Genomic DNA, 22,350 nt, shown 5'->3' on the forward strand with positions numbered 1-22,350 from the left:
CTGGAGAACTTTCATGTTGCGCACCCACACTGCTCTCACAGATTTCCTTCTATGGGCATTAGTGCAGCGCTCATGAGAGGTCACCCAGTCGCACCTGCGCCACTCGGAGTAAAATGCGCGTGGAGCGCACACATACGGTCATTATAAAATTGATTTAATTATATCTTTTATGATTTTCGGGACTTAGCGACACATTTTGTTACACGTTCCGTTACTCATGGACCGGCAATCTCAGGCGAGTAGATAGCTGCACATTCCGGACACGATAACCATCAGTTCGCCATGTCGTCGGCATTGTTGACCCGAAGATCCCTCGCGCCGTGCTTCATTCGGCGCCAATAGGCCAACCGAAAGTGTTCGGTCCATCCACGCTAAACCCGTACCGCAAAATCACGCCTTAGGAACAAACCCAAGGTTCAGTATCAAAAGTAGAACCGCGAGGGCCTTGCTCCCTCAAGTTCCTCTGCTCGTGAGCCATACAGAATTTCCTGCGCGGCGAGATCGGCCCAGACCGGCCCCCAGCCGATACCGCCGTGGGAGACGGCAAAGTAGAAACCGTCCAGCCAGGGCAGGAAGCCAATTACCGGCCCACCCGGTGGTATCGCGCGAATTCCGACTCGCATCGCCGATGGCTCCAGACCTTCGAGGGCCGGGATCGCTTTCGCGACATCCGCCAGCATTTTTCCTCCGAAGGCACCGTTCTTGCCATGGCTTACGGTCAGCCCCTCACCGCGCCAGTGTATCGCCGCGCCATGGTCGCGGTCCGGCCGTAACAGCCAATTTGCGCCGTTGATCACATGGCGAGGGAACGGCAACCGCCCCGCCCCCGCATAGAGCATCACACCAGGCACAAGCTCCAGTGGAATGGCAAGCCCGGCCATTGCGGCGATATGCGTCGCGTGGCTGCCGGCGGCATTGACCACGGCATCAGCGCAAACCCGCGATCCGTCCTCAAGAAACAGGACATTGGCCCCGGCCCGGTCACGCTCGAACGCCGCGACGGCGCTGCCGATCAGCAATTCGCCGCCGCTGAGGGTGAAAACTCGAATCAGTTGCTCGATCATGGCCGGCGCGTCGACCCAACCCGACCGCAGTTCGAAAGCGACGCGCTCGCCCTCCGGCAGGCGAAGCTGCGGCTCCAGGTCACGCGATTCCTCGGGTGAAAGAACCTCGATCTGAGCTCCCGCCTCCCTGCTGAGGGCAACCGTCTTCTCGAAATCCGGCACAGCGCTTTCGACGGTCAGCGTACCAGACCAGTCGAGCCAGTCGCCGCCCAGTTCCTCCGCCAGACGGTCAAAGCGGGCATTGACGGAGAGGCGCAACTGGCGGCGGCCAGGCGATTCCGGCCAGCTGAGCTGAGGGAACGAGGAAAGCCAGGAGAAGGATGCACCGCTGGTGCCCGCCCCCGGACTGCTCTTGTCGATCAGGACAACGTCCGCACCGCAATCTCTGAGACGGTAGGCGATGTTGGCGCCGATCGCGCCGGCTCCAATGATCGCTACCTTCATGGCCGTGACCGGAAGATCTTTGGGGAAAGTTCGTTCACCGATGAGCAGCCGAGGTGGCCGAGCGTGGTCCAGAACTCGTCCTTCAGGAGGTCGAGCACGCGCTTGACGCCAGCCTCACCATCGGCGGCGAGGCCAAGCGCGCAACTTCGGCCGAGCGCCACCGCGTTGGCGCCCAGCGCAAGTGCGGTGGCAATGTCGCTGCCGCGCCGGATGCCGCTGTCGAAGATGATCGGCACGTCGGGGCCGGCCTCCGCGCGGACCGCTGCGAGCGTGTCGATCGATGCCGGCTCGCGGTCGACCGTCCGACCGCCATAGTTGGACACGTAAAGCCCTTCGGCGCCGGCCGAAAGCGCCGCCCGCGCATCGGCCTTGCTGGAAATGCCCTTGACGATGCAGGGCAGCGGCGCTTCGGCGATGACGCGGGCGGCCGTTGCCCAGTCCCAACGTGGCTTCGTGAAGTCCAGAAGTTCGCGCAGCATCGCCTGGTCTGATTTCCCCGGCCCGAAATTCGATGGATTGCCCGCTCCCGGCATCGAGAACCGGTCTTCCATCATCCGCTCGCGCCACTGGCGGATCGGCGAATAGGTCACGCAGATGCGTTCATAGCCTGCATCCTTGGCGCGGTGCATCATGTCGATGACATCGCTTTCCTCGCCACAGAATGTCATCTGGAAGATAACGGCGGCGGGTGATGCCGCGCGCACCTCTTCCAGCGAGTGCCCAGCAGCGACCGGCACCATCTGGCGAATGCCGGCGGCACGGGCCGCCCGGCCGATGGCGAGCATGCCGTCAGTGTGAAACAACGTCTCTCCACCACCGAAGGGCGCGGTGAAGGCCGGAAAGGAAAGGTCGTAACCCATCACACTGGTGCGCGTGTCCGGATTGGAAATGCCGGCAAACAGCGGTGCGTCGAAAAGATAGGCATCGAAGGCCGAAACATTGGCCCGCGCCGTCACCTCACCACCGGTCCCGCAATGCAGGTAGTTCCAGACCATGTCCGAAAGATTGCGCCGCGCCGCCGCGTGGATGCCCCTGAGGGAGGCATATTTTTCCCGCGTCGCATAGCGGTCGTCGCGGCGGACCTCTTCGTCCTTATTGGTCAAGTTCATCTCCTGTCGGTTGAGAAGCCCGGGCCCGCCGTTCGGCGCGACGGGCAAGGCGCGCGCGGATGGCGTCGGGATCGGTGGAAGGCGTCGAGGCCAGCAGTTGCTGCGTGTAGGGGTGGGTCGGATTGGCGAAGATCGCATCGCTCGTGCCGCGCTCGACCACTTCTCCGGAATTCATTACCATCACCTCGTCGGAAATGCGCCGGACCACGCTGAGATCGTGACTGATGAAGACATAGGAGAGGCCGAATTCACGCTGGAGGTCGGCAAGCAGATTGAGAACTTTCGCCTGCACCGAGAGGTCAAGCGCACTGACCGGCTCATCGAGGATCAGGATCTTGGGATTGACCATCAGCGCCCGCGCGATCGCGATACGCTGGCGCTGGCCGCCGGAAAACATGTGCGGATACCGCCCGGCATGCTGGCGCTCGAGGCCGACCCTCTCAAGCATGTCGCCAACGCGAACGCGTCGTGTCGCGGCATCGAGCGACGTGTTCAGCAGGAGTTCCTGTCCGAGTGCATCGCCGACCTTTTTGCGCGGATTCAGTGATCCGTAGGGGTTCTGGAAGACAATCCGGACCTTGCGCCTGAGTTCCGACGAAAGATGATGGTGACGGATGTCCACCTGCTCGCCGTCGACAATCAGCTCACCTTCGGTCAGCGGGTCGATCAGCGTCAGGATACGCCCGAGAGTCGACTTGCCGCAGCCCGTCTCGCCAACCACCGAAAGAGTTGTCCCCTTTCTCAGCTTCAGGTCAACACCCTTGAGGGCCCTGACGGGCGGCCCGTTGCGAAACACCCTCGAACGTCCCGGATATTCGCGCACCAGGCCGAGCCCTTCGAGAATGACATCTGATTTATCGCCGGCCATCAGAAATCCACCCCTGTGAGAGGGCCGCCGGTGCTGCGTTCCGGCAGTGCGGAAAGAAGTGCCCTTGTGTAAGTATCCTGCGGCGAGACGAACAGCGAAAGCACGTCTGTCTCTTCCCGCTTCCTGCCCTGGTACTGCACGATGACGCGGTCGGCGGTCTCTGCAACCACGCCCATGTCGTGGGTGATGATGATCAGGCCCATGCCGCTTTGCTCCTGAAGCTCGATCAGAAGATCGAGGATCTGCTTCTGGATGGTGACATCAAGCGCCGTCGTTGGCTCGTCAGCGATCAGCAGCTTCGGCTGGCAGGCGATCGCCATGGCGATCATCACCCGCTGGCATTGGCCGCCGGACATCTGGTGGGGAAATGCCCGGATCTTTTCCTCGGGTTCCGGCATGCCGACGGCGCGCAGCAATTGCAGCGTCTTCTCCCGTCGATCATCCCGACCGAGCCCCTGGTGTTTCTTCAATACCTCGCCGATCTGCAAGCCGACGGTATAGGCAGGGTTCAGCGAGGCTACCGGCTCCTGAAAGATCATCGCGATATCGCGCCCGATGATCTTCCGACGCTCACGCGGCGACAGGTTGGCGATATCGATGCCGGCGAAGCGGATCACGTCGGCCGCGACAGTCGCCGTATCGGGCAGAAGACCCATGACGGCGAGCATTGCGACCGACTTTCCCGAGCCGCTTTCACCAACGACTGCCAGAACTTCACCGGCGTCGACGTGGAGATCGATACCCTTGACCGCCATCATCGGTCCGTCGTCGGTTTCGAAACTGACCGTGAGGTTGCGGATCTCAAGGAGGTGTCCCATGCTCAGCTCCTCTTCAGGCGCGGATCGAGCGCGTCGCGCAAGCCATCGCCACACAGATTGATCGAAACGACGGTGACCAGGATCGCAATGCCGGGAAAGGTGACCACCCACCATGCCCGCAGGATGAACTCGCGGGCCTCGGCCAGCATGGTGCCCCATTCAGGCGTCGGCGGCTGCGCACCGAGGCCAAGAAAGCCAAGGGCGGCGGCATCGAGGATGGCGGTGGAGAAGGATAAAGTCGCCTGGACGATCAGCGGCGCCAGGCAATTGGGCAGGATGGTTGCGAACATCAGCCGGAGGGCGGATGCCCCCGCAATCCGGTCAGCGACCACATATTCCCGCGTCTTTTCGTTGATTACGCTCGCGCGGGCAAGCCGGGCGAAATGCGGCTGCAGGACCAGCGCGATGGCGATCATCGCATTGGTGAGCCCCGGCCCCAGGATAGCGACCAGAACAAGCGCGAGCAGCAGAGACGGAAAGGCGAGGATGATATCCATCATCCGCATGATGGTATTGTCGATCCAGCCGCCGAAATAGCCGGACACGAGCCCGATTGCGATGCCGCCAACAAGCGCGATGGTCACCACCATGGCGCCGATCAGCAGCGAATAGCGGGCGCCGAAGATCAGCCGCGAAAGCATGTCGCGACCGACGGCATCCGTGCCGAGCGGGAATGCAAGCTGCCCGCCGGTCTCCCAGAACGGCGGCAGGAGCCGGCTGTCGCGAAACTGATGGGTCGGATCATAGGGCGCAAGCACCGGCGCCAGGAGCGCAAGCACAATCAGGACAACGATGACGACGAGGCCGATCAAAGCGCCGCGATTGCGACGAAAATCACGCCAGAAGGCCCTGAATGCGGCCCGGCCGGTGCCTGCTTCGGACGTATCCGACCTGATCGGTGCGAGCGGTTCAGCCATGACGGATCCTTGGGTTGATGACGGCATAGAGAAGATCGACAATCAGGTTCACGACCATGACCACGACTGCGATGACCAGCAGTCCGCCCTGGACCACCGGGTAGTCCCGCTTGGAGATGGAATCGACGATCCACTTGCCGATACCGGGCCATGAGAAGATGGTTTCGGTCAGGATTGCGCCCGCCATCAGTGACCCGACCTGAAGACCGATGACGGTGACCACAGGGATCAGCGCGTTGCGCAGGGCATGACGGCCGACAATCAGCGCCGGTCCCAAGCCCTTGGCGCGGGCGGTGCGCACATAGTCTTCGCTCAGAACCTCAAGCATCGCCGAACGTGACTGACGGGCAATCACCGCCATCGGGATCGTGGCGAGCACAATCGTTGGCAGTATCAGATGCGAAACCGCCGAACGAAAGGCTCCGGGCTGGCCAGAAAGCAGGCTGTCGATCAGCATGAACCCGGTCCGCTGCGGAAAGTAGTATTCAAGTCCGATCCGGCCGGAAACCGGCGTCCAGCCAAGCGTGCCGGAGAAGAAGATGATCATCAGAAGTCCCCACCAGAAGATCGGCATCGAATAACCAATCAGGGCGGTGGTCATGGAAATCTGCTCAAACCAGCTTCCGCGCTTAACGGCGGCAAAAACACCGAGCGGCAGGCCGATGACGATCGCAAGAAACATGGCAGAGAGACCAAGTTCCACTGTAGCGGGAAAGAAGACCAGGAAATCTCCGGCTACGGGCCGGTGCGTCACGAGCGAAGTGCCGAGGTTTCCGTGAAAAAGATCGTTCAGATACGAGAGATATTGCTGCCATATGGGTCGATCAAAACCGAATTGCCTCATCAGCTCGGCGTGACGTTCCGGCGTCATCCCGCGCTCGCCCGCCATCAGCATGATCGGATCGCCGGGCAGCACCCGGACAAAGCCGAAGGCGACGATGGTGATTCCGAAAAAGGTCGGTATCAGCACCAGAAGCTTTCCAACGAGATAGCGCAGCAAGAGACGATCCTTTCAAAGAGCCGGATGGCGGATACCCCGCCACCCGGCCAGATGCCATGCGGTCAGTCGGCTGCCGCCGTGATCACGATCTCGACAAGACGACGCGGGTCGCCCAGATCAGCGCCGCCGATTGCCGCGCGCGACGGCAGGTCGGCTTCGTTCAGCCACTCCGTCCAGGCTTCGGTCATCGCGGCCTTGCCCGACATGTCGGAGAGATAGACGCGGGCGTGCAGCAGCCGGGACTTGTCGCTGCCCACTTGCGCCAGCAGCGCGTCGAGCTTTGCGCAGATCTCTGCGGTCTGCCCCTTCATGTCGAGGCTCAGATCGGTGGCCGCGTGGCCGGACGCGTAGAGCACACCATTATGGACGACCCCGCCATGCAGGTGGGGACGGGAATTCAAGCGTTTGATCATTGTCTTTCCTTGGAAGTTGCCGCCGCCCCTCAGGCGGCGGGATGGTAGGGCTCAAGCGGCACCTCCGCCGCCTCCCCCGTAGCGATGCGGGCCAGTTGGCGGCCGGCATAGGGACCGATCGTCAGACCGGCAGCCCCGAGGCCATTGCCGAGGACGAGTCCCTCGATACCGGGAACCGGGCCAAGGATCGGACGGAATTCCGGCGGCGCCGGGCGGAAGCCGATCCGTGTTTCGATGAGGGTCGCATCGGCGAGGCCCGGAGCATAACGCAGCGCAGCGGTCAGAACCTCGTGCTGACCCTCGCAGGTGGTGCGATAGTCGAAGCCCTTGCCATCCTCGCGCGTGGCGCCGACCACAACCCGGCTGTCATCGAAGGCGAGCAGGTAGTGGCTCGCCATCGGCAGCAGCACCGACCAGCGCGACGTGTCCGCGCCCTTCATGCCAAAATGCAGGATCTGGCCCCGCTGCGGCTTCACCGGATGGATGAGCCCGAGCGGGGCGAGGATCTGCGATGCCCAGGCACCCGCCGTGACGATGATCTGATCCGAAGGAATGGACTGGCCACGCCCGTCAAGCACCAGCGCCCGGCTTTCCTCAAGTTTCAGCGTCGCCAGATCGCTGACATAGGTGGCGCCGAGCTTGATGGCCGCCCGCACCATTGCCGGGGCCAGTTGCCGGGCATTCACACGCGCACCGCCCGGAACATAGAAAGCCTTGAACGCCTTGTTGATCGGCGGAAAATGCGTCTGCGCCTGAGCCGGCGTGATCTCTTCAAAGCCGCCGGATTCCGGTGCATCGGCCGTGCGCCGCGCAAGCCGCTCGCCGGCGGCGTCATATTCGGCGGGATCTTCAGCCGTCACCAGCGCGCCGACCCTGCGATAGCCGACATCGGTCTCGCCTCTCTCCGCAAGCCCGGAAACAAGTTCTTCGTAGTAGCGGGCTCCCGCGGCGTACATCTTGTACCACTCGGGTTCATCCGCCTTGGTGGCCCAGGGGCAGACGATGCCCGCGCCTGCAAGCGTCGCCTTGCCCTGGTGTTCCTGATCGACGATGGTGACGTCATGGCCGGCAAGAGCCAGATGGTAGGCGGTGCTGGCGCCGAGAATACCGGCGCCAATGACTGTTACCTTCATTCCACGGTTACTCCGGAAAGACGGGAAGAGCCGAAGATCGCCGGAACGTAGCCATGCACTTTCTTGTTCACCGCCGTGATCGTGTCAGCACCGCCGAGAACGACGACCGGCACCTCATCATGCACAATCTGCTGCATCTGATGATAAAGCTTGATGCGCTCATCCTGGTCGGAGATCGAGCCGGCTTCCTGCATGACGGCGTTGAAGTCATCATCGCACCAGGCGCCGATATTCGACGGCGCAGGCGTTCCCTCGGCGTTGCAGGTCAGATAGTTGTTGGGGATCTGGCTCGGATCGGGGAAGTCATAGATGCCCCCGAACATGCCCACCTGCGCTTCACCATTGCGCGCGCGCTGGATGTATTCAGCCCATTCATAGGTGACGATGTTCGCCTTGACCCCGATGTCGGCCCAGTCGGCCTGGATCATTTCCGCGGCGCGACGGCCATTCGGCATGTAGGGACGCGACACCGGCACAGCCCAGAGATCGACCTCGAAACCATCCGGATATCCGGCATCAGCAAGCAGCTTCTTCGCATCTTCCGGATCATAGGGCCACGGTGCGATGTCCTCGGCGGATCCCCACATCGCCGGCGGCACGACAGCCCCGGTCGCATGACCCATGCCGCTGTAGACCACGTCGACAAGATTATCCATGTCGATGGCCTCGGCAAGTGCCTGACGAACCTTCTGCTTGTTCAGCCGGTCATCGCGGAAGTTGAAATGCAGCATCCCCGTCGAGGCCACCGGCGTCTGCACGGCATCGAGATTCTCCGCGTCCTCGATTTCCGTGCGATCCGCAAGGTTGGGGTAAAGACTGATCAGGCATTCATTCGCTTCCGCCCGCTGCAGGCGCACAGTGGCATCGGCCGAGATCGCCATGACAACGGCATCGACCATAGGCGTGCGCTCATCGTCACCGATCACGGCACCCCAGGTGTCGGCGAACGGCAACAGGCGCACCACCGCATCCGTCTGGTAGGCCTGAAGTTCAAAGGGGCCAGTTCCGATCGGATCGAGATCATACTGCTCCGGCGTTCCCGCCTCCATCATGGCATCGGCATATTCCGCCGAAGTAATCACGATCGAACCATGCGCCATGGTGCCGAGAAAGGCGGCCAATGGCTGCTTCAGCTTGAAAGCGACGGTGTAGTCGTCAATCTTCTCGATCGTATCGATATTGTCGGCGAGCTTCGCATTGAAGGTCACGTAAGTGCCGCCGGAAACGCCATGATACGGATTGTCTTCGTTCATCATGCGATCGAAGGTAAACACCACATCATCGGCATTCATCGGGCGCGTCGGCGTGAAGCTGTCGTTCGACTGCCAGGTGACATCATGGCGCAGATGAAATGTGTAGGTCTTGCCATCCTCCGAAATGTCCCAGTTCTCGGCCAGCGCCGGCTCGATTTCCGACCCGCCTCGCTCGACTGAGACAAGGCCGTCATAGATCTGGCCCAGCACATAGGCCGTCGTTCCGTTGCTCGTCAGTTCCGGGTTGAAGGTTTCCGGAGCGCCTTCGATGCACACGGTCAGAACGCCGGCATGGGCGGCCGGCGCCATCATCAGCATCGCGGCTCCGCAAAGATATTTCAGCTTACTCATTTCGTTCCCTTCTCGCTTGGCTTGAAAACCGACATGCCGTTTTCCCGGCTGCTCTTTTTTTGATTATTGTAAGAGAGAGCAAAGCCAGTATGATTGTCAAATCAGTAATTATCCGACCAATATAACCAAAACTCATGTTTATCGGGGAAGGCTTCATGAACATCCGTCAGCTCGAGGCATTCCATGCCGTGATGGAAACAGGATCCGTCACGCTCGCGGGCGAGCGACTGGGGATTTCGCAGCCTGCCGTCAGCAAGCTGCTGAAGGCCTTTGGCGAAAGCTGCGGGTTCCGGCTGTTCACGCGCAGCGGCGGACGCATGCTTCCGACCTCGGATGCACAATTGCTGGCCTCGGAGGTTTCGCGGCTTTTCTCGGGTACCGACCGGATCCAGAAGCTCGCCCATGCGGTGCGCGACAGGGAGTGGGGCGAAGTAACGATTGCCGCGCCACCGGCGCTGTCCGCGCGCTTTCTCGCTCTGGCGCTGGGTCCGATGATGGCAGGCCAGAACAAGATGCATATTGCAATTTCGAGCCAGCCCAGTCCGCGGGTCGCCGAACTCGTTGAAGGCCAGCAGATCGATATCGGTCTCTCGGTCCAGCCGTTCGAACATACGAATGTCCGCTCCGAGTTGGTGATGCGCTTCGCCATGGTCTGCGTTCTGCCGGCAAACCACAGGCTTGCGGCTCAGCGTCTGATTCGCGTCGAGGACCTCAAGAACGAGCCCTTCATCGGCCTGATGCGGGACGATTGCTCGATCATGACGATCGACAGGGCGTTTCAGCTTCGCGGCGTCCAGAAACGCGCCATTGTCGAGGTGCCAATGTCGGAAACCGTCTGCGATTTCGTCGCCGGCGGCGCCGGCGTTTCGATCGTCCCGCCCTTCGTCGGCCTTGGATACTCGGAAGACAAGCTGATCCGTCGCCCCATCGTGCCGCTGACGACGATGAGCGTCTGGATCATGTTGCCGGCTTTGCGCCCGCCGTCACTCGCAACGGAGCGGATCGTCGAGGTCCTCCGCCGGGAACTGCAGCGCTACGACGTGGACCACTCCGATGTAAAATCCGTGACAGAGGTTTGATCGTCTTCGTCGTGCATATCGAAATGGTGCTGAATCAAACCAAATACAGACCGAAGAAGTGCGACCGGCAATATTAGCTGCGGTTTCAGTTTGGGCTTTCAACACGCAGTTGGCTCGATATACGCAAAACGGCAGCAGCTGGCCCACTCATATCAAACGCATTTGAGCGTCCCCTACCCACTCTGAGCTTTCGCCCAAAGAGGAGAGTGTCACCCCAAGCAACCGAATTCCTTTCTGCACCGGAAACAGCTCGGTCAGCATAGCACCGGCTACCTCGCCAATCTCATCTGCGCTGCGCATATTGCGACCAACCGTCCGGCTCCGCGTGATCTGCTGGAAGTCTGAATATTTCACCGTCAGCGTAACGGTTCGCCCGCTGATCCGCTTGTTCTCCGCATGGCGCCAGACCTTCCCTGCAAGCGGGATCAACTCAGCCTTCGCCGCCCCAAGGTCGAAAATATCGGCAGCAAAGGTATCTTCCGCCCCGATCGATTTACGGGGCCGATCGGGTTGAACTGGCCGCTCATCGATCCCGCGTGAGATTCGGTAGTACCAACCTCCCGACTTGCCAAAATTGTCACGCAGGAACGTGAGCGACTTCTCGCGCAGATCAGCGCCAGTCACGATCCCGAGCCGCCGCATCTTTTCGGCGGTTGCCGGCCCGACACCATGGAACTTCTTGACGGTGAGATCTGCCACAAACGCCGGCCCCATCTTCGGCGTGATCACGGCCTGGCCGTTCGGCTTGTTGAGGTCGCTCGCCATCTTTGCGAGGAATTTGCAGTATGAGATCCCGGCCGAGGCGTTCAGGCCGGTCACCTCTTTGATACGGGCCCGAATGATGGTCGCGATCTCGGTTGCGATCGCGATACCTTGCTTGTTTTCCGTGATGTCAAGATATTCGTCTTCTGGGTTTTCAGGAGGATCTACCAGGACCAGCATGTCGCCAGGCAGCGGCCGCTGAAGATCTTTCACATCGGCCCACGTCCCGGTGAGCTAGAGATCGACTTCCTACGGTGTCGTCAAAATTGCCGGCTATATCGATGTTTCGAGTCTGTCGTTCCACCGCGCCAAGGGACTTGAAGCCGACTACATGATCCTGCTCGATGTCAGCGAAGGCGACTACGGAGTGCCAAGCCGGATCGAGGACGACGAACTGCTCAATCTCGTCATGCCGCGACTGGACCCTTTCCTCTGATGCCAATCCAGAAGCCGTCGTAGGTTGGAAGATACCGCTGCTCTCAGCCAGCAGAAATTACGTTCCACACTCATTCGTGCTCAATACTTTCAGCCTTAAGCCCCTCGCTGAAACTTATCTTTGACACTGTGCCATTTATGGTGATCCGACAAAGTCCGGTGCAGTTCTCCAAAAGGTATTCCCGGTCGGCGCGGGCGAGCTGGGCGATGTCGATATTGATCGAGTTGGTATTCATCTTCTCGCTGTAAAGGGTCGCAGTGCTGCTACTTACCAAGAGATCTCCGGATAGCGACACCTTCGTTCCGACGATGGCGCTCTTGGCAAGATTGAAATCACGTGGTGACAGAGACCGATACTCGGTGGCGTCAGGAAGCAACCCCGAGACTGTGAGCGCAGCGTCTTCGACGGTCTCGTCCGGATGACCGGAACACCGGTCTGCAACGGCGCGTCTGAACTGACCCCGCGTCTGGTCCTGCGGACCTGCCAGTGGCGTTCTCTGGCTGGCTGCAAATATGCCATCAACGATGCCCTGCGATACCGCAAATTGATAACCAGGGCTCGTCTCACCGCCATCCTGCCCGCTCGTTTGCTCGTGGACGTCATTCGCGAAGTTGGCGCATCTGTAGTCCTCGGCGAAGCTCGCACCCGCAAACAAAACGCCCGCGGAAACGATCGCTGTGGAAACCCTGCTCATCTATTATTCTCCTTTCGAACGATGGAATGCATGTGTTGGCGGTCAGAGACCTCTCCCTTGATCGGGAGGCGGGGCCGAGCCGGATCCGAACCTTCAGCTCGTAGTCGGATGAAAGCCGATGCGCATATGGATCAGGACCGACATCCCACAAGCCAGGTAAGGCTGACCACAATCGCGATCCACGCTTGTGTCAAAAATTGCCGGTCTGGAGCGGAAATCATTCCACCGGGAGCCACGTGAGACATGTGAAGATCAGAACGGGCTGCCCCTTGCTTCAGGGTCCACCTTGACGGGCGCACTGCTGTCAAAGCCCGTGTAAGAGTAGGAAGCATTTGTCGGATTCGCTTGATTGCCGTTGCAGGCGGTCAATCCCAGAAAAGCAAAACCGAAAATTGAACACATAGCAGTTCTATACATTGCGCCCTTGCCCTGTTTGGCCCGCATCTCGGCAGTTCGGGAATATGGTAGCCATTGATCTGTGAGTTCCGTTCGCTCCGGATCGCCGTTTCCCGGCGATAGCACCTGAACCGACCCGCTGAAGTTGATAGGTTACAGGACGAAACCGGGGGAGACCGGTTCCGTCTCGGCTATTGTCAAGACTATTTCAGAACTGGCCTGAACCGGAGCCCTGTTCCGTTCCGCCACCCGGGCTCGGCGGCGTTGCACCCCCGCCGGGATCAGCCGGAGCCATGCCCGGTTCTGCCGGAGCCGGCATATCAGGGTTACTGTTTGCGTTGTCGCCTGCATTGTCGTCGCCGCATGCGGCAAGTCCCATGAGCATCAGCCCGGAAAAGGCCAGCGTGAGCAATTTTCGCATTGTTCAGTTCCTCCTTCTGCTTTGTTCCGGCCGCGGAGTGTTTCCCATGTCACGGCCGGATAGGGTTCCTCATATTCTGAAAAGGGGCAGTTGCTATTGCAGCAACCGTTGCTGCCGCTGCTGAATTCTCTGGGCGAGCGCAGGATCATTGTTGGCCGCCTGAAAGATCCTGTTATAAGCGCTGACATCAAGGTCATTGGCCTGCAGAGCCGCCACGAGCTCTTCCTCCTGGTTTTCCCTGATTTCCTGGACCTGGGCCTCGCTTTGCGCGCTGCTGATCCGAGGCTCCCATTTGGCCAGGATTTGCTGGATTTCAATCGATGCCGCGGCGAAGCTGTCAATCGCACCCTGATCGATTGCGGGCGAGCCCTGCGAGCCGGAAGGCGCCGGGGCTGGCGCCTGGGTTTGCTGTGCAAAGACGGCCGTGGAAGACATCGAGAATGCGGCAACGGCGATCATGGATGCGGCGAGTTTTCTCTGGAATGGGTAGGTCATGTCGTCCTTCTTTCAATTTGCAACAATGATACCAGGCAGCATGTCGTCGCGGGTTGACTGATTTGCCATCATGGCAACACAACAGACGAAGGCAGGCGATGATTGGTTCCATTCTCTTTTTGGCTTTTTTTGGGAACTTTTTTCTGTCCGGACCCGTCAGTAGCTGTAGTGACTGAATGTCGGGATGAGAAATATGAGCGATGACCTGCGGTGGATGATCGAGAGACAGATACCGCATCTGCGGCGATATGCTTTCGCATTGACCCGGGATCAGGACGAAGCCGACGATCTCGTTCAGGATACCCTGGAACGCGCTCTGAGGAAGTGGCGCCTGTGGGGGCGCAAGGGACGTTTGCGATCCTGGCTGTTTCGGATTCTCTACCGGACCTATATTGATCGCGTCCGAACGCAGAAACCCGGCTCTTCGTCTTATGATCAGGAAGCGATCGACAGGGTCGCGGTGCAGTTGCCTGATCAGGAGGATCGGGTTGAATGCATCAGCATAGCAGCGGCGCTCGACCGCCTCCCTGCCGACCAGCGTGTAATCATACTCCTCGTCGCTCTTGATGGAATGGCCTATGACGAGGTTGCCGAGTTGTTGGATGTGCCTGTTGGCACAGTACGATCAAGGCTTTCCAGAGGGCGGGCCGCCTTGCGCGAAAACCGTTCCCGATCCCCGAAAACGACCTTGCTGAGGCGCGTGAAATGAATTCCAGATCAGACAGGATACAGGAACTCGATCTCCTGGCATTCGCTGACGGGTTGCTTGATGACGACCCTGAACGGAAGGCCGCCGTGGAGTCCTTCCTGAATTCCAATCCATCGGCACGGGAATTCGTCGAGGAGGTGCGCCGGCAGAACGATCTTCTCCGCCAGGTTTGCCTCAACCATAAGGTGGAGCCGGTACCCGCCCGGCTGCGTGCAGCAGTCTGGAACAGGCAAGTCCGCACCGGCGCAAATCTTGCTAGGGCGGCCTCACTGGCTGTCGCAGTGGCTGGCGCAGGTCTGCTCGGCTACTTCTATGATGAATTCCGGCCTCATCGAGCGTCGCTACCTTCCTCGTTCATGAATGCTGTCACGTTATCGGAAAATTCCATCTCCCCGCATCCGGTATCGACGGGAACGGCTCAGGCGGGCCCGCTAGAAAATCGGCTCTGGCTCGCATTTCCCACGCCCGATCTCTCATCTGAAGGGTACCGCCTCGTATCACGAGAAGAACCAACACCTTCGCAGGAGGGCGTCGTTCGTCTGACCTATCGCAGTGCGAACGGGAAAACCCTGAAGATCTTCATGCAGCCTTCGCAGGACATGGTCAGAAGCCGGACAGAGGTCAACAAAAGTGGCGACACCACAGCGCACTTCATGAGCGTCGGCCCCATGACGATCGCCTTGACGACCGATGCTGAGGATCTTGATGCGGATCGCATCGTAAATACGGTGGAGGCCTCAATCAAAGGGCTGCACTTTACAAAGCCGGAATCAACCATCGCCGCCTCGGTTGACACCCCCCTGAGCCCCGCATCTTCTGATTTCGTGGCACCCACGTTGGAAAACTAGACGGGCTATCCGGATAGGCGCCGCAACGACGTCGTAATGTCTGGATGGCACCCGCCAGAATGTTGCTGTCTAGGTCTTGAAGGGATGTGAACTGTCAACCCCGTCGTTATGATATTCATCTACCTGAAATTTCTAGCAACCAAACACAAGCTTCTCCCGCATGGTTGATAACAAAGGGGTCGAAAACGGATTGTCAGGTCGCTCCGGCATTCGCGCAAGAGCGGTCATTGTCGACCGTGAAGCGACTATTGAAGCCAGGAATCCTTGGGAAAATCTGTCGCAAGGTCCCCTGCATGATTAGAGGTGGCTCAGGAAATCTGGACAGCGGGGATAAGTGGAATTTCTGCCTGACTTCGGCTTAGATGCCGGGAACAGGAGATACCATGACGAGACGACCGCGCCGAAACCATAGCCCGGCTTTCAAGGCAAAGGTGGCGCTCGCCGCCATCCGAGGCGAACAGACGCTGGTGGAGTTGTCCCAGCAGTTTGATGTGCACGCCAACCAGATCAAGCAGTGGAAAGACCAGCTCCTTGAGGGAGCGACGGGTGTTTTCGGTGATGAAGCGAAGGCGGAACCGGCGGGTCCGACCATCGACGTCAAAACGCTGCACGCTAAAATCGGGGAGCTGACACTGGAGAACGATTTTTTATCCGGTGCGCTCGGCAAGGCGGGATTGCTGGGGGACAAGAAATGATCGATCGCGAGCACAAGCTATCCGTGGTGCGCCAGGCGAAGCTTCTCGGCTTCAGCCGTGGCAGCGTCTACTATTCTCCACGTCCGGTGCCTGATGGCGACCTTGCCCTGATGCGGCGGATCGATGAACTGCATCTCGACTACCCGTTCGCGGGAAGTCGGATGTTGCAAGGGCTCTTGAAAGGAGAAGGGCTGGAAGCTGGGCGGCTGCACGTCGCCACGCTGATGAAGAAGATGGACATCGAGGCGATCTATCGCCGCCCGAACACCTCGAAACCAGCGCCTGGGCACAAAATCTACCCCTATCTTCTGCGCAAGCTGGCGGTCACCAGACCCAACCAGGTCTGGGCGATGGACCTGACCTACATCCCCATGGCACGGGGATTCGTCTATCTCTGCGCCGTCGTCGACTGGTTCAGCCGGAGGGTTCTGTCGTGGCGGCTGTCGATCACGATGGAAGCGGCCTTCTGCATCGAAGCGGTCGAGGAAGCGCTCGCCCGCTATGGCAAGCCCGACATCTTCAACACGGATCAGGGCTCGCAGTTTACCTCGGTGGACTTCACGGCGGTGCTGAAGAAAGCTGAGATCGCCATCTCGATGGACGGCAAGGGCGCATGGCGCGACAACGTCTTCGTCGAGCGGCTCTGGCGGTCGATCAAATATGAGGAGGTCTACCTCCACGCCTACAAAACCGTGTCTGAGGCCCGCATCGGCATTGGCCGATATCTGAACTTTTACAACACCAGACGCCCACATTCATCCCTTGACCGGCAGACGCCGGATCAGGCTTACTTCAACGCGCTGGCACCAATGATGGTGGCGGCATAATCGAGGCGGAAATCCACTTAACGAAACGCTCGAAACTGTTCAGACAAACCGAGCCAGCTCTGACGCCGACAGGGATTCTCATGCCGGAGATCTGGAGACATCGCTCATGCTCCATCTATTTCCCGACACGGTGCGAGCCATACCCCCGCGTGAAGAAACTGGCCAGGCGATGTTTCCCTGGGCGACGGGCGACCTGCTGACGGCGGAGCGGGCAACGCTGTATGCATCGATGTGCGACCGGACCGGCGGGAGCGGCGTTGATGGCGACCCGGCACTCGCGTCCGTCGAGCGGGGTGCAGCGATCACCTCCCTCGTCGTCGACGCGCTCGCAGATCTAGCCCTCAGCCTCAAGCGAGCCGGATGAATCCGGCCATACCGGAATCTACGGCCCAACCGAAAAAGGCCAGACAAATCATTCCCTGACTGCGACCAGGGTCTATTGGAATCGCTTGATGGCAGGCGATCGCCCGTCGGCAGTCAATACATCAATACAAATGACCTGGCGCCCCGAGCAAATGCCGGATGTGCCAGGCCGAAATCGCGCAACCGAGGCGAACTGGCTGACTTACCGTTCGGTTACAAACTGCTGGCGGAGGAGTCCCGCATGGACGCAAGCAAGAGAACGAGCGATGCGGCGAGCAGCACTAGAGTCTGCCAGGTTCAAATCGAACCAGACAGACTCTAGATTTATTTGTTTTCGTTTGTCTTTTCGGGAAAACCGGATTCCATTTTTCCCTGACAAACTCTAGATCCTTGAGCAGGAACTGTCCGACAGGAGCGGAGATTGCCGGGAAGCCGCCCGCTGCCGGCTCGGCGACGCCGGGTGTGCTGAGGAGAAACAAAAGGGTAATGACGTATGTCACGCATGACATCGCAGCGCCGATCACCGAGGCGAATGGACTGAACGCGCCCACGATCAACGCCGCAGCGGTTGACAGTTCCAGGACGCCGATGACGTAGCTCGCGCCCTGTACGCCCAGGAGTGCGTTGAGCCAACTTAGGATCGGGCTGTGCTGGATAAACGGCGCGATGCCGTTTGCCTCGTAACCCGTGAACTTCATGCCGCCAAACCACAGGAAGACGACGACGAGTGCCCAACGCAGCAGCGCCAGCGGCTCGTAGGATCCGGTTGATCGCTCGGCGACACGCAGGTTCGAGAACCTGCGTGTCCACGCGGCCGAGGGGGTGCCGCCTGCCGGATCGGCTGTTCCGGCAAGGCTGCGGCTCCGCGGTTCGGCCGCCTCTCTCATCCATTCATCTGCAGGCATTTCCAATGCTCCAGTTCCAGACTGTGGAGGCGCAGTTTGCGCCCCCGTGCTTTGGGGTGACGGTTCACTCAAGAGCCATTGCGGACGCGATGATCGCATCGGCGACGACCTCTGGATGGCTCAACATCACGACGTGGCTGGACGGAACCCTGACGACGTCGGCATGGGCCACGCTGGCCATCTGTTCCTGCAGCGCGGGCGGGATCATGCGATCGTCCTCGGTGATCACCGTGCGGACCGGTTTGTCATGCCATGCCGCGTGCGTCACCTTCGCGTCTATGCAGTTGGCATTCCACGGACCTTGCGTGATCGCTACCAGTTCGGCCTCCGCCGCCGGGAGGTCCTGGGCGAAGTTCTTGCGCACCCCCTCCTCCGACAGGGTCAGATAGCCGCCCTCGTCCTTGCGCAGAAACGGTGCGTAGGGGGCGGGCGGCAGATCGGCAGTCATGCTGGTGATCGACTGGCCGGAGTCCGGCGCAAAGGCCGCCACGTAGACGAGCGATTTGACCTTGAGGTCGTTACCAGCCTCAGTAATCACCACGCCTGCCCAGCTGTGACCGACCAGGACGACTGGCCCGTCAATCTGGTCGATGGCCCGGCGTGTAGCGTCGACATCAGCCTCAAGCGAGGAAAGCGGGTTCTGCACCGCGACCACGCCAAGGCCCCTCTTGCGCAGAAGCGGGATCACCTTCGACCAGCTCGACCCGTCGGCGAACGCGCCGTGGACGAGGACAACGGTTGGCTCGGGAGTCTGCGCCGATGCGACGGACGTGGTAGAGATCAGCGTGGCAAGCGCGAGACCTGCGATGAACTTGTTCATTTCGAGATTCCTTTCATATAGATGCCTACGGCCTCACTGGCCGCGGCCGTTAGCGTGAGGGTAAGGTGTCGTCGGAGGGATTTACCTGCCCGCGGAAGGCGCCGACCTCGCCTGTCTGCGGGAAGTTCGTGGAATTGCTCAGTTCGCGCCATCGGAGGACCTCGTCCAGCCTCGCGCGATCCGCCGTCTCGAGGGCTTCCGAGACGTCCCGGCCCAAAGGCAGGCGGAACGGCGGCACGTCCATTGCGGGGACCTGAAGGATGACCTGCGCGGCCCGCAGCGGGTCTCCAGGCTGGTGCCCGTCGAAGGCTCGCTGCATCCGGGCCGCCGCACCCACGACGGCGTCGTATTCCGGGCGCCCCTCGTCAAGCGTGGTCGAGTCGTCGGCAAAGTTGGTTCGGAAACCACCGGGCTCGATCACCGTGACCTTGACACCGATCAGCGCCATCTCGGCCGCGAGCACTTCGGAAAATCCTTCGACGCCCCATTTCGCGGCCGAGTAAGGCGCGCGGCCAGGCGCGCCGATGCGACCACCGACCGACGAGAACTGGATGATGTGGCCGCTGCGCTGTGCCCGCATGACCGGGATCGCCGCCTTGCACAGGATGATCGTACCGAACAGGTTCGTTTCGATCTGCCGGCGGAACTCGTCGAGCGATGTGTCCTCGATCGAATTGACGTTGCCATAGCCGGCATTGTTGACGAGGACGTCGAGCCCGCCGACGCTGTCCCGGGCGGCGGCCACCGCGGCCTGCGCGGCGTCCGGATCGGTGACGTCCAGCGCGGCGACCCGAACGGCGTCACCGTAACGCGCCGGAAAATCTGCCAGCAGGTCGGGATCCCGCGCCGTCGCGACCAGCGCGTGACCTGCGGCCAGTACGGTCTCGGACAGAGCGCGCCCGATGCCGCTGGAGCATCCCGTGATGAGCCAACTTTTTCGCATCTCCGATGTCCCTTCCGATGTTGCTAGGGGGCGAACCGGGTGAAGACGTAGTCGTGATCGCTCACGTTGGGTTCGTGACAGGCGAAGCAGGTCTCGTGCTGCGCCCTCTGTCGACCGGCTTTCCATCGACGAAGCGCCCGAAGCCCCAGCCGCCGGAGTCGGGGTAGCGCCGGGTATCCTTGACCATGACCTGCACGGTGGTCGCCGGTCCGGGAACGGAGGCCGGAGCAAACTCGGGCGACGGGACGCGTTTCCAGGCGAGCTTCACGAGGACAGTTCCGTCCGGGAAAGGCAGCGTCCCGGCGCGATACGCCTCGACGGCCACGGCGTTCCCGACAACAGCGCGAAGCTCGTCGAGCGGCGCGGCCTCCTCGGCGGGAGCGATCAGCTCCCACCTCCGGTAGTCGCCGGGGAGCGTGACGCCGTAGATCGGCGAGGCGAGATCATCCTCGTCCGCAGCCGCGATGGCGAGGCCGAGCATCGACGGTCCGACGATCGCCGCGAAGAATGCGAGATGAGACGGGCGCACCGATCTTCTCCTCTCAGAGCCTGTCGGCGTCGAGCACAGCCCGCGCGAAGGCCGCGGGGGCCTCCTGCGGCAGGTTGTGTCCGATCCCACCCGTGATCGTGCGGTGCTCGTACTTTCCCGAGAATAATTTGGCGTAGGCATTCGGCTCGGGATGCGGTGCGCCATTGGCGTCACCTTCGAGCGTGATCGTCGGCGTCGCGATCAGTGGACGGTCTGCGAGCCGCGCTTCGAGCGCGTCGAATTTCGGATCACCTTCCGCCAGCCCGAGCCGCCAGCGGTAATTGTGGAGCACGATGTCCACGTGGTCGGGATTATCAAACGCAGCCGCGCTACGCGTGAACGTGGCATCGTCGAACGTCCATCGCGGCGAGGCGAGTTGCCAGATCAGACGCGCAAAGTCCTTGGTGTTCGCCGTATATCCGGCGCGACCGCGCTCGGTGGCAAAGTAGAACTGATACCACCACTCGTGTTCGGCTTCGGGAGAAAGCGGCATCGCGCCGGAAGCCTGACTTCCGATCAAGTAGCCGCTCACCGAAACCAATGCCCTGACCCTGTCCGGCCAGAGCGCCGCGACGATGTCTGCGGTTCGCGCGCCCCAATCGAACCCGCCCAGCACCGCTTGCGAAATCCCCAGCGCATCCATCAACGCAAACACATCCTGCGCCATGGCGGAGGGTTGGCCGTTGCGCAACGCCGTCTCCGACAGGAAGCGCGTGGTCCCGTAACCGCGCAGGTAGGGGACGATCACACGGTACCCGTCGCGCGCCAGCAGTGGCGCGACCTCGACGTAGCTGTGGATATCGTAGGGCCAGCCGTGCAGCAGGATGACCGGCGTGCCGTCGATCGGACCTTGTTCGGCGTATCCCACGTCGAGATCGCCAGCGTCGATCCGCTTCAGGTTGGCGAAGCTACGGCCATCGGCCATATACGGGGCTTGCGAAGTCCCGTCGTCTGCAATTGCGGGACCGCTTCGGCCGAGAAAGGTCGCTGCAGCCATCAGGGTGGCGGCGCCGACGAACCGTCGCCGCGGATGGTCGATCGCTTCCTGTGGGAACGAGTTTTCCATGCGAGATTCACCTTTTGCTTGCGCGCGTCGTCCGGCAGTCCGGATGATCCGCACGAGGTTGCATTGAACGTCACGGCTGCGGCCAGGCAGAAGCAGGGAAGCAGGCGCCGCCAGCTATGAATACCGCGGAGGTCTCGGCTTAGCTCGTTATCGGCCGCTAGCCTCCGTGAGCCGTCGCGATGCGGCGCTCGCCGGAAAGCGGTGCAGTCAGATGAATTGGGCGGACGGCGGCGTATACCTGTCGGCGACGTTGCCCGATGGCGCTCGCGCATCTAGGGTCGGGCCACCAAGGGCAAGCTGCTGCCGGTGCTCTGACCTGCGCGAAGGCGCCGCCCGGATCAGTACGAGCGGCGCCGATCGGTTAGATCGAGCCGGTGCATGATGCCGATCGACTCCGGGAAAAACTCGTCGTGGCTGACGAAGAGCAGGGCGCCCTCGTAGGCCTTCAGCGCCGACTCGACCGCCGTGATCGCGGCGAGGTCGAGATGGTTGATCGACTCATCCAGGATCAGGAAATCGGGCTCTTCGAACAGAGCCGCGGCGAGGCTTGCCTGGGTGCGCTGACCGCCTGAAAGTTGGGTGAGGGTCGTGTCCGGCCCGATATCAAGTCCGACCCGCCCAAGCCCGTCGGCAATGCGATTATCGAGAGTCCAGTCGGCGAAGCAGAGGTCCTCGACGGTGGCCTCGCCCCTCTCGGCGCGGCGCGGCACAGCACAGCCAACGCGTCAACGGGTTCCAAACAGGTTGGCGACGATCTCGCCGCATCGCGCCGAGCGTGTCATCGACCGTGATGCCGCCTGTCGAAGGAGTTGTCTGGCCCTCGATGAAGGGCAACAGTCTGGACTTGCCCACACCGTTGCGGCCGACAAGACCTATGCGCTCGCGGTTGAAGACGAGAGCGAGGCCGGCGAAGAGTGTTTTGCCGCCGGGAGGCGCGTAGGCGAGCCCGGACAGGGTGATGGAGGGCATGATATTCCGTCGATGGGCGTGCC

The 22,350-nt window shown here is 61.0% G+C and carries 22 protein-coding genes and 2 pseudogenes; 5 read left to right on the plus strand and 19 right to left on the minus strand.

Annotated elements, in window-relative coordinates:
- Positions 1 to 422: 422 nt before the first annotated feature.
- The 9 genes from HQ843_RS20035 to HQ843_RS20075 form a co-directional block, all read right to left on the minus strand.
- Complete coding sequence (locus tag HQ843_RS20035; protein WP_180901525.1) at positions 423 to 1,508, minus strand: NAD(P)/FAD-dependent oxidoreductase; 1,086 nt, start codon at positions 1,506 to 1,508, stop codon at positions 423 to 425.
- The gene (locus tag HQ843_RS20040) at positions 1,505 to 2,611 is read right to left on the minus strand and encodes an alpha-hydroxy acid oxidase (protein ID WP_246710174.1); all 1,107 of its coding nucleotides are present in this window, start codon (positions 2,609 to 2,611) and stop codon (positions 1,505 to 1,507) included. The genes HQ843_RS20035 and HQ843_RS20040 overlap by 4 nt, the downstream gene beginning before the upstream one ends.
- Positions 2,601 to 3,485, minus strand: a complete 885-nt coding sequence (locus HQ843_RS20045; protein WP_180901523.1) for an ATP-binding cassette domain-containing protein — start codon at positions 3,483 to 3,485, stop codon at positions 2,601 to 2,603. The genes HQ843_RS20040 and HQ843_RS20045 overlap by 11 nt, the downstream gene beginning before the upstream one ends.
- Positions 3,485 to 4,303 carry an ATP-binding cassette domain-containing protein gene (locus tag HQ843_RS20050; protein WP_180901522.1) on the minus strand — a complete coding sequence of 273 codons (819 nt, stop codon included), beginning with the start codon at positions 4,301 to 4,303 and terminating at the stop codon, positions 3,485 to 3,487. The genes HQ843_RS20045 and HQ843_RS20050 overlap by 1 nt, the downstream gene beginning before the upstream one ends.
- A gap of 2 nt (positions 4,304 to 4,305) precedes the next feature.
- Positions 4,306 to 5,220 (minus strand): ABC transporter permease subunit, encoded by a 915-nt coding sequence (locus HQ843_RS20055; protein WP_180901521.1) that lies wholly within the window; start codon positions 5,218 to 5,220, stop codon positions 4,306 to 4,308.
- Positions 5,213 to 6,220, minus strand: coding sequence for an ABC transporter permease subunit (locus HQ843_RS20060; protein ID WP_180901520.1), 1,008 nt, complete (start codon positions 6,218 to 6,220; stop codon positions 5,213 to 5,215). The genes HQ843_RS20055 and HQ843_RS20060 overlap by 8 nt, the downstream gene beginning before the upstream one ends.
- A 62-nt stretch (positions 6,221 to 6,282) precedes the next feature.
- Positions 6,283 to 6,633: a RidA family protein gene (locus tag HQ843_RS20065; RefSeq protein ID WP_180901519.1), complete on the minus strand. Its 351-nt coding sequence runs from the start codon at positions 6,631 to 6,633 to the stop codon at positions 6,283 to 6,285.
- 29 nt (positions 6,634 to 6,662) lie between these two features.
- Entirely contained in the window at positions 6,663 to 7,766 is a 1,104-nt protein-coding gene (locus HQ843_RS20070) for an NAD(P)/FAD-dependent oxidoreductase (RefSeq protein ID WP_180901518.1), read from the minus strand.
- Positions 7,763 to 9,370: an ABC transporter substrate-binding protein gene (locus HQ843_RS20075; RefSeq protein WP_180903290.1), complete on the minus strand. Its 1,608-nt coding sequence runs from the start codon at positions 9,368 to 9,370 to the stop codon at positions 7,763 to 7,765. Before HQ843_RS20075 ends, HQ843_RS20070 begins: the two co-directional genes overlap by 4 nt.
- 155 nt (positions 9,371 to 9,525) lie before the next feature.
- On the opposite strand from HQ843_RS20075, the gene HQ843_RS20080 reads away from it, so the two are divergent.
- Positions 9,526 to 10,449 carry a LysR substrate-binding domain-containing protein gene (locus tag HQ843_RS20080; protein ID WP_180901517.1) on the plus strand — a complete coding sequence of 308 codons (924 nt, stop codon included), beginning with the start codon at positions 9,526 to 9,528 and terminating at the stop codon, positions 10,447 to 10,449.
- Between the two features lie 147 nt (positions 10,450 to 10,596).
- On the opposite strand, the pseudogene HQ843_RS20085 reads toward HQ843_RS20080, so the two are convergent.
- The 3 genes and pseudogenes from HQ843_RS20085 to HQ843_RS20100 form a co-directional block, all read right to left on the minus strand.
- A pseudogene (locus HQ843_RS20085) lies at positions 10,597 to 11,352 on the minus strand (DinB/UmuC family translesion DNA polymerase); the annotation flags it as partial.
- A gap of 365 nt (positions 11,353 to 11,717) precedes the next feature.
- Positions 11,718 to 12,341 carry a hypothetical protein gene (locus HQ843_RS20095; RefSeq protein ID WP_180901516.1) on the minus strand — a complete coding sequence of 208 codons (624 nt, stop codon included), beginning with the start codon at positions 12,339 to 12,341 and terminating at the stop codon, positions 11,718 to 11,720.
- A 910-nt stretch (positions 12,342 to 13,251) separates the two neighbouring features.
- Entirely contained in the window at positions 13,252 to 13,653 is a 402-nt protein-coding gene (locus tag HQ843_RS20100) for a DUF4168 domain-containing protein (RefSeq protein ID WP_180901515.1), read from the minus strand.
- Positions 13,654 to 13,846: 193 nt separating this feature from the next.
- Between HQ843_RS20100 and HQ843_RS20105 the strand changes: the two genes are divergently transcribed.
- The 4 genes from HQ843_RS20105 (at position 13,847) to HQ843_RS20120 (ending at position 17,096) form a co-directional block, all read left to right on the plus strand.
- Positions 13,847 to 14,362: an RNA polymerase sigma factor gene (locus HQ843_RS20105; RefSeq protein WP_180901514.1), complete on the plus strand. Its 516-nt coding sequence runs from the start codon at positions 13,847 to 13,849 to the stop codon at positions 14,360 to 14,362.
- The gene (locus HQ843_RS20110) at positions 14,359 to 15,210 is read left to right on the plus strand and encodes an anti-sigma factor family protein (RefSeq protein WP_180901513.1); all 852 of its coding nucleotides are present in this window, start codon (positions 14,359 to 14,361) and stop codon (positions 15,208 to 15,210) included. Before HQ843_RS20105 ends, HQ843_RS20110 begins: the two co-directional genes overlap by 4 nt.
- 383 nt (positions 15,211 to 15,593) lie before the next feature.
- Positions 15,594 to 16,732, plus strand: a protein-coding gene (locus HQ843_RS20115) for an IS3 family transposase (protein WP_180901512.1) whose coding sequence is annotated in 2 segments (ribosomal slippage) — positions 15,594 to 15,852 and positions 15,852 to 16,732 — 1,140 coding nt in all. Because the reading frame shifts where the segments join, the coding sequence is not laid out codon by codon here.
- Between the two features lie 91 nt (positions 16,733 to 16,823).
- Positions 16,824 to 17,096, plus strand: a complete 273-nt coding sequence (locus tag HQ843_RS20120; RefSeq protein WP_371822158.1) for a creatininase family protein — start codon at positions 16,824 to 16,826, stop codon at positions 17,094 to 17,096.
- 280 nt (positions 17,097 to 17,376) lie between these two features.
- On the opposite strand, the gene HQ843_RS20125 is transcribed toward HQ843_RS20120, so the two are convergent.
- From HQ843_RS20125 to HQ843_RS30095, 7 genes and pseudogenes are all read right to left on the minus strand, one after another.
- Positions 17,377 to 18,000, minus strand: coding sequence for a YkgB family protein (locus tag HQ843_RS20125; protein WP_246710176.1), 624 nt, complete (start codon positions 17,998 to 18,000; stop codon positions 17,377 to 17,379).
- Positions 18,001 to 18,064: 64 nt separating this feature from the next.
- Positions 18,065 to 18,820, minus strand: a complete 756-nt coding sequence (locus HQ843_RS20130; protein WP_180901510.1) for an alpha/beta fold hydrolase — start codon at positions 18,818 to 18,820, stop codon at positions 18,065 to 18,067.
- A 49-nt stretch (positions 18,821 to 18,869) separates the two neighbouring features.
- On the minus strand, positions 18,870 to 19,763 hold the full coding sequence (locus HQ843_RS20135; RefSeq protein ID WP_180901509.1) for an SDR family NAD(P)-dependent oxidoreductase: 894 nt from the start codon (positions 19,761 to 19,763) through the stop codon (positions 18,870 to 18,872).
- Positions 19,764 to 19,786: 23 nt separating this feature from the next.
- A pseudogene (locus HQ843_RS20140) lies at positions 19,787 to 20,244 on the minus strand (cytochrome P460 family protein).
- Between the two features lie 61 nt (positions 20,245 to 20,305).
- Complete coding sequence (locus tag HQ843_RS20145; protein WP_180901508.1) at positions 20,306 to 21,358, minus strand: alpha/beta fold hydrolase; 1,053 nt, start codon at positions 21,356 to 21,358, stop codon at positions 20,306 to 20,308.
- 338 nt (positions 21,359 to 21,696) lie between these two features.
- A complete protein-coding gene (locus HQ843_RS29795; protein WP_180901507.1) occupies positions 21,697 to 22,068 on the minus strand; it encodes an ATP-binding cassette domain-containing protein in 372 nt (123 codons plus the stop codon).
- The gene (locus HQ843_RS30095) at positions 21,998 to 22,327 is read right to left on the minus strand and encodes an ATP-binding cassette domain-containing protein (protein ID WP_180901506.1); all 330 of its coding nucleotides are present in this window, start codon (positions 22,325 to 22,327) and stop codon (positions 21,998 to 22,000) included. Before HQ843_RS30095 ends, HQ843_RS29795 begins: the two co-directional genes overlap by 71 nt.
- Positions 22,328 to 22,350 lie beyond the last annotated feature (23 nt).

This window comes from Martelella sp. NC20, assembly GCF_013459645.1.
Taxonomy (GTDB): Bacteria; Pseudomonadota; Alphaproteobacteria; order Rhizobiales; family Rhizobiaceae; genus Martelella.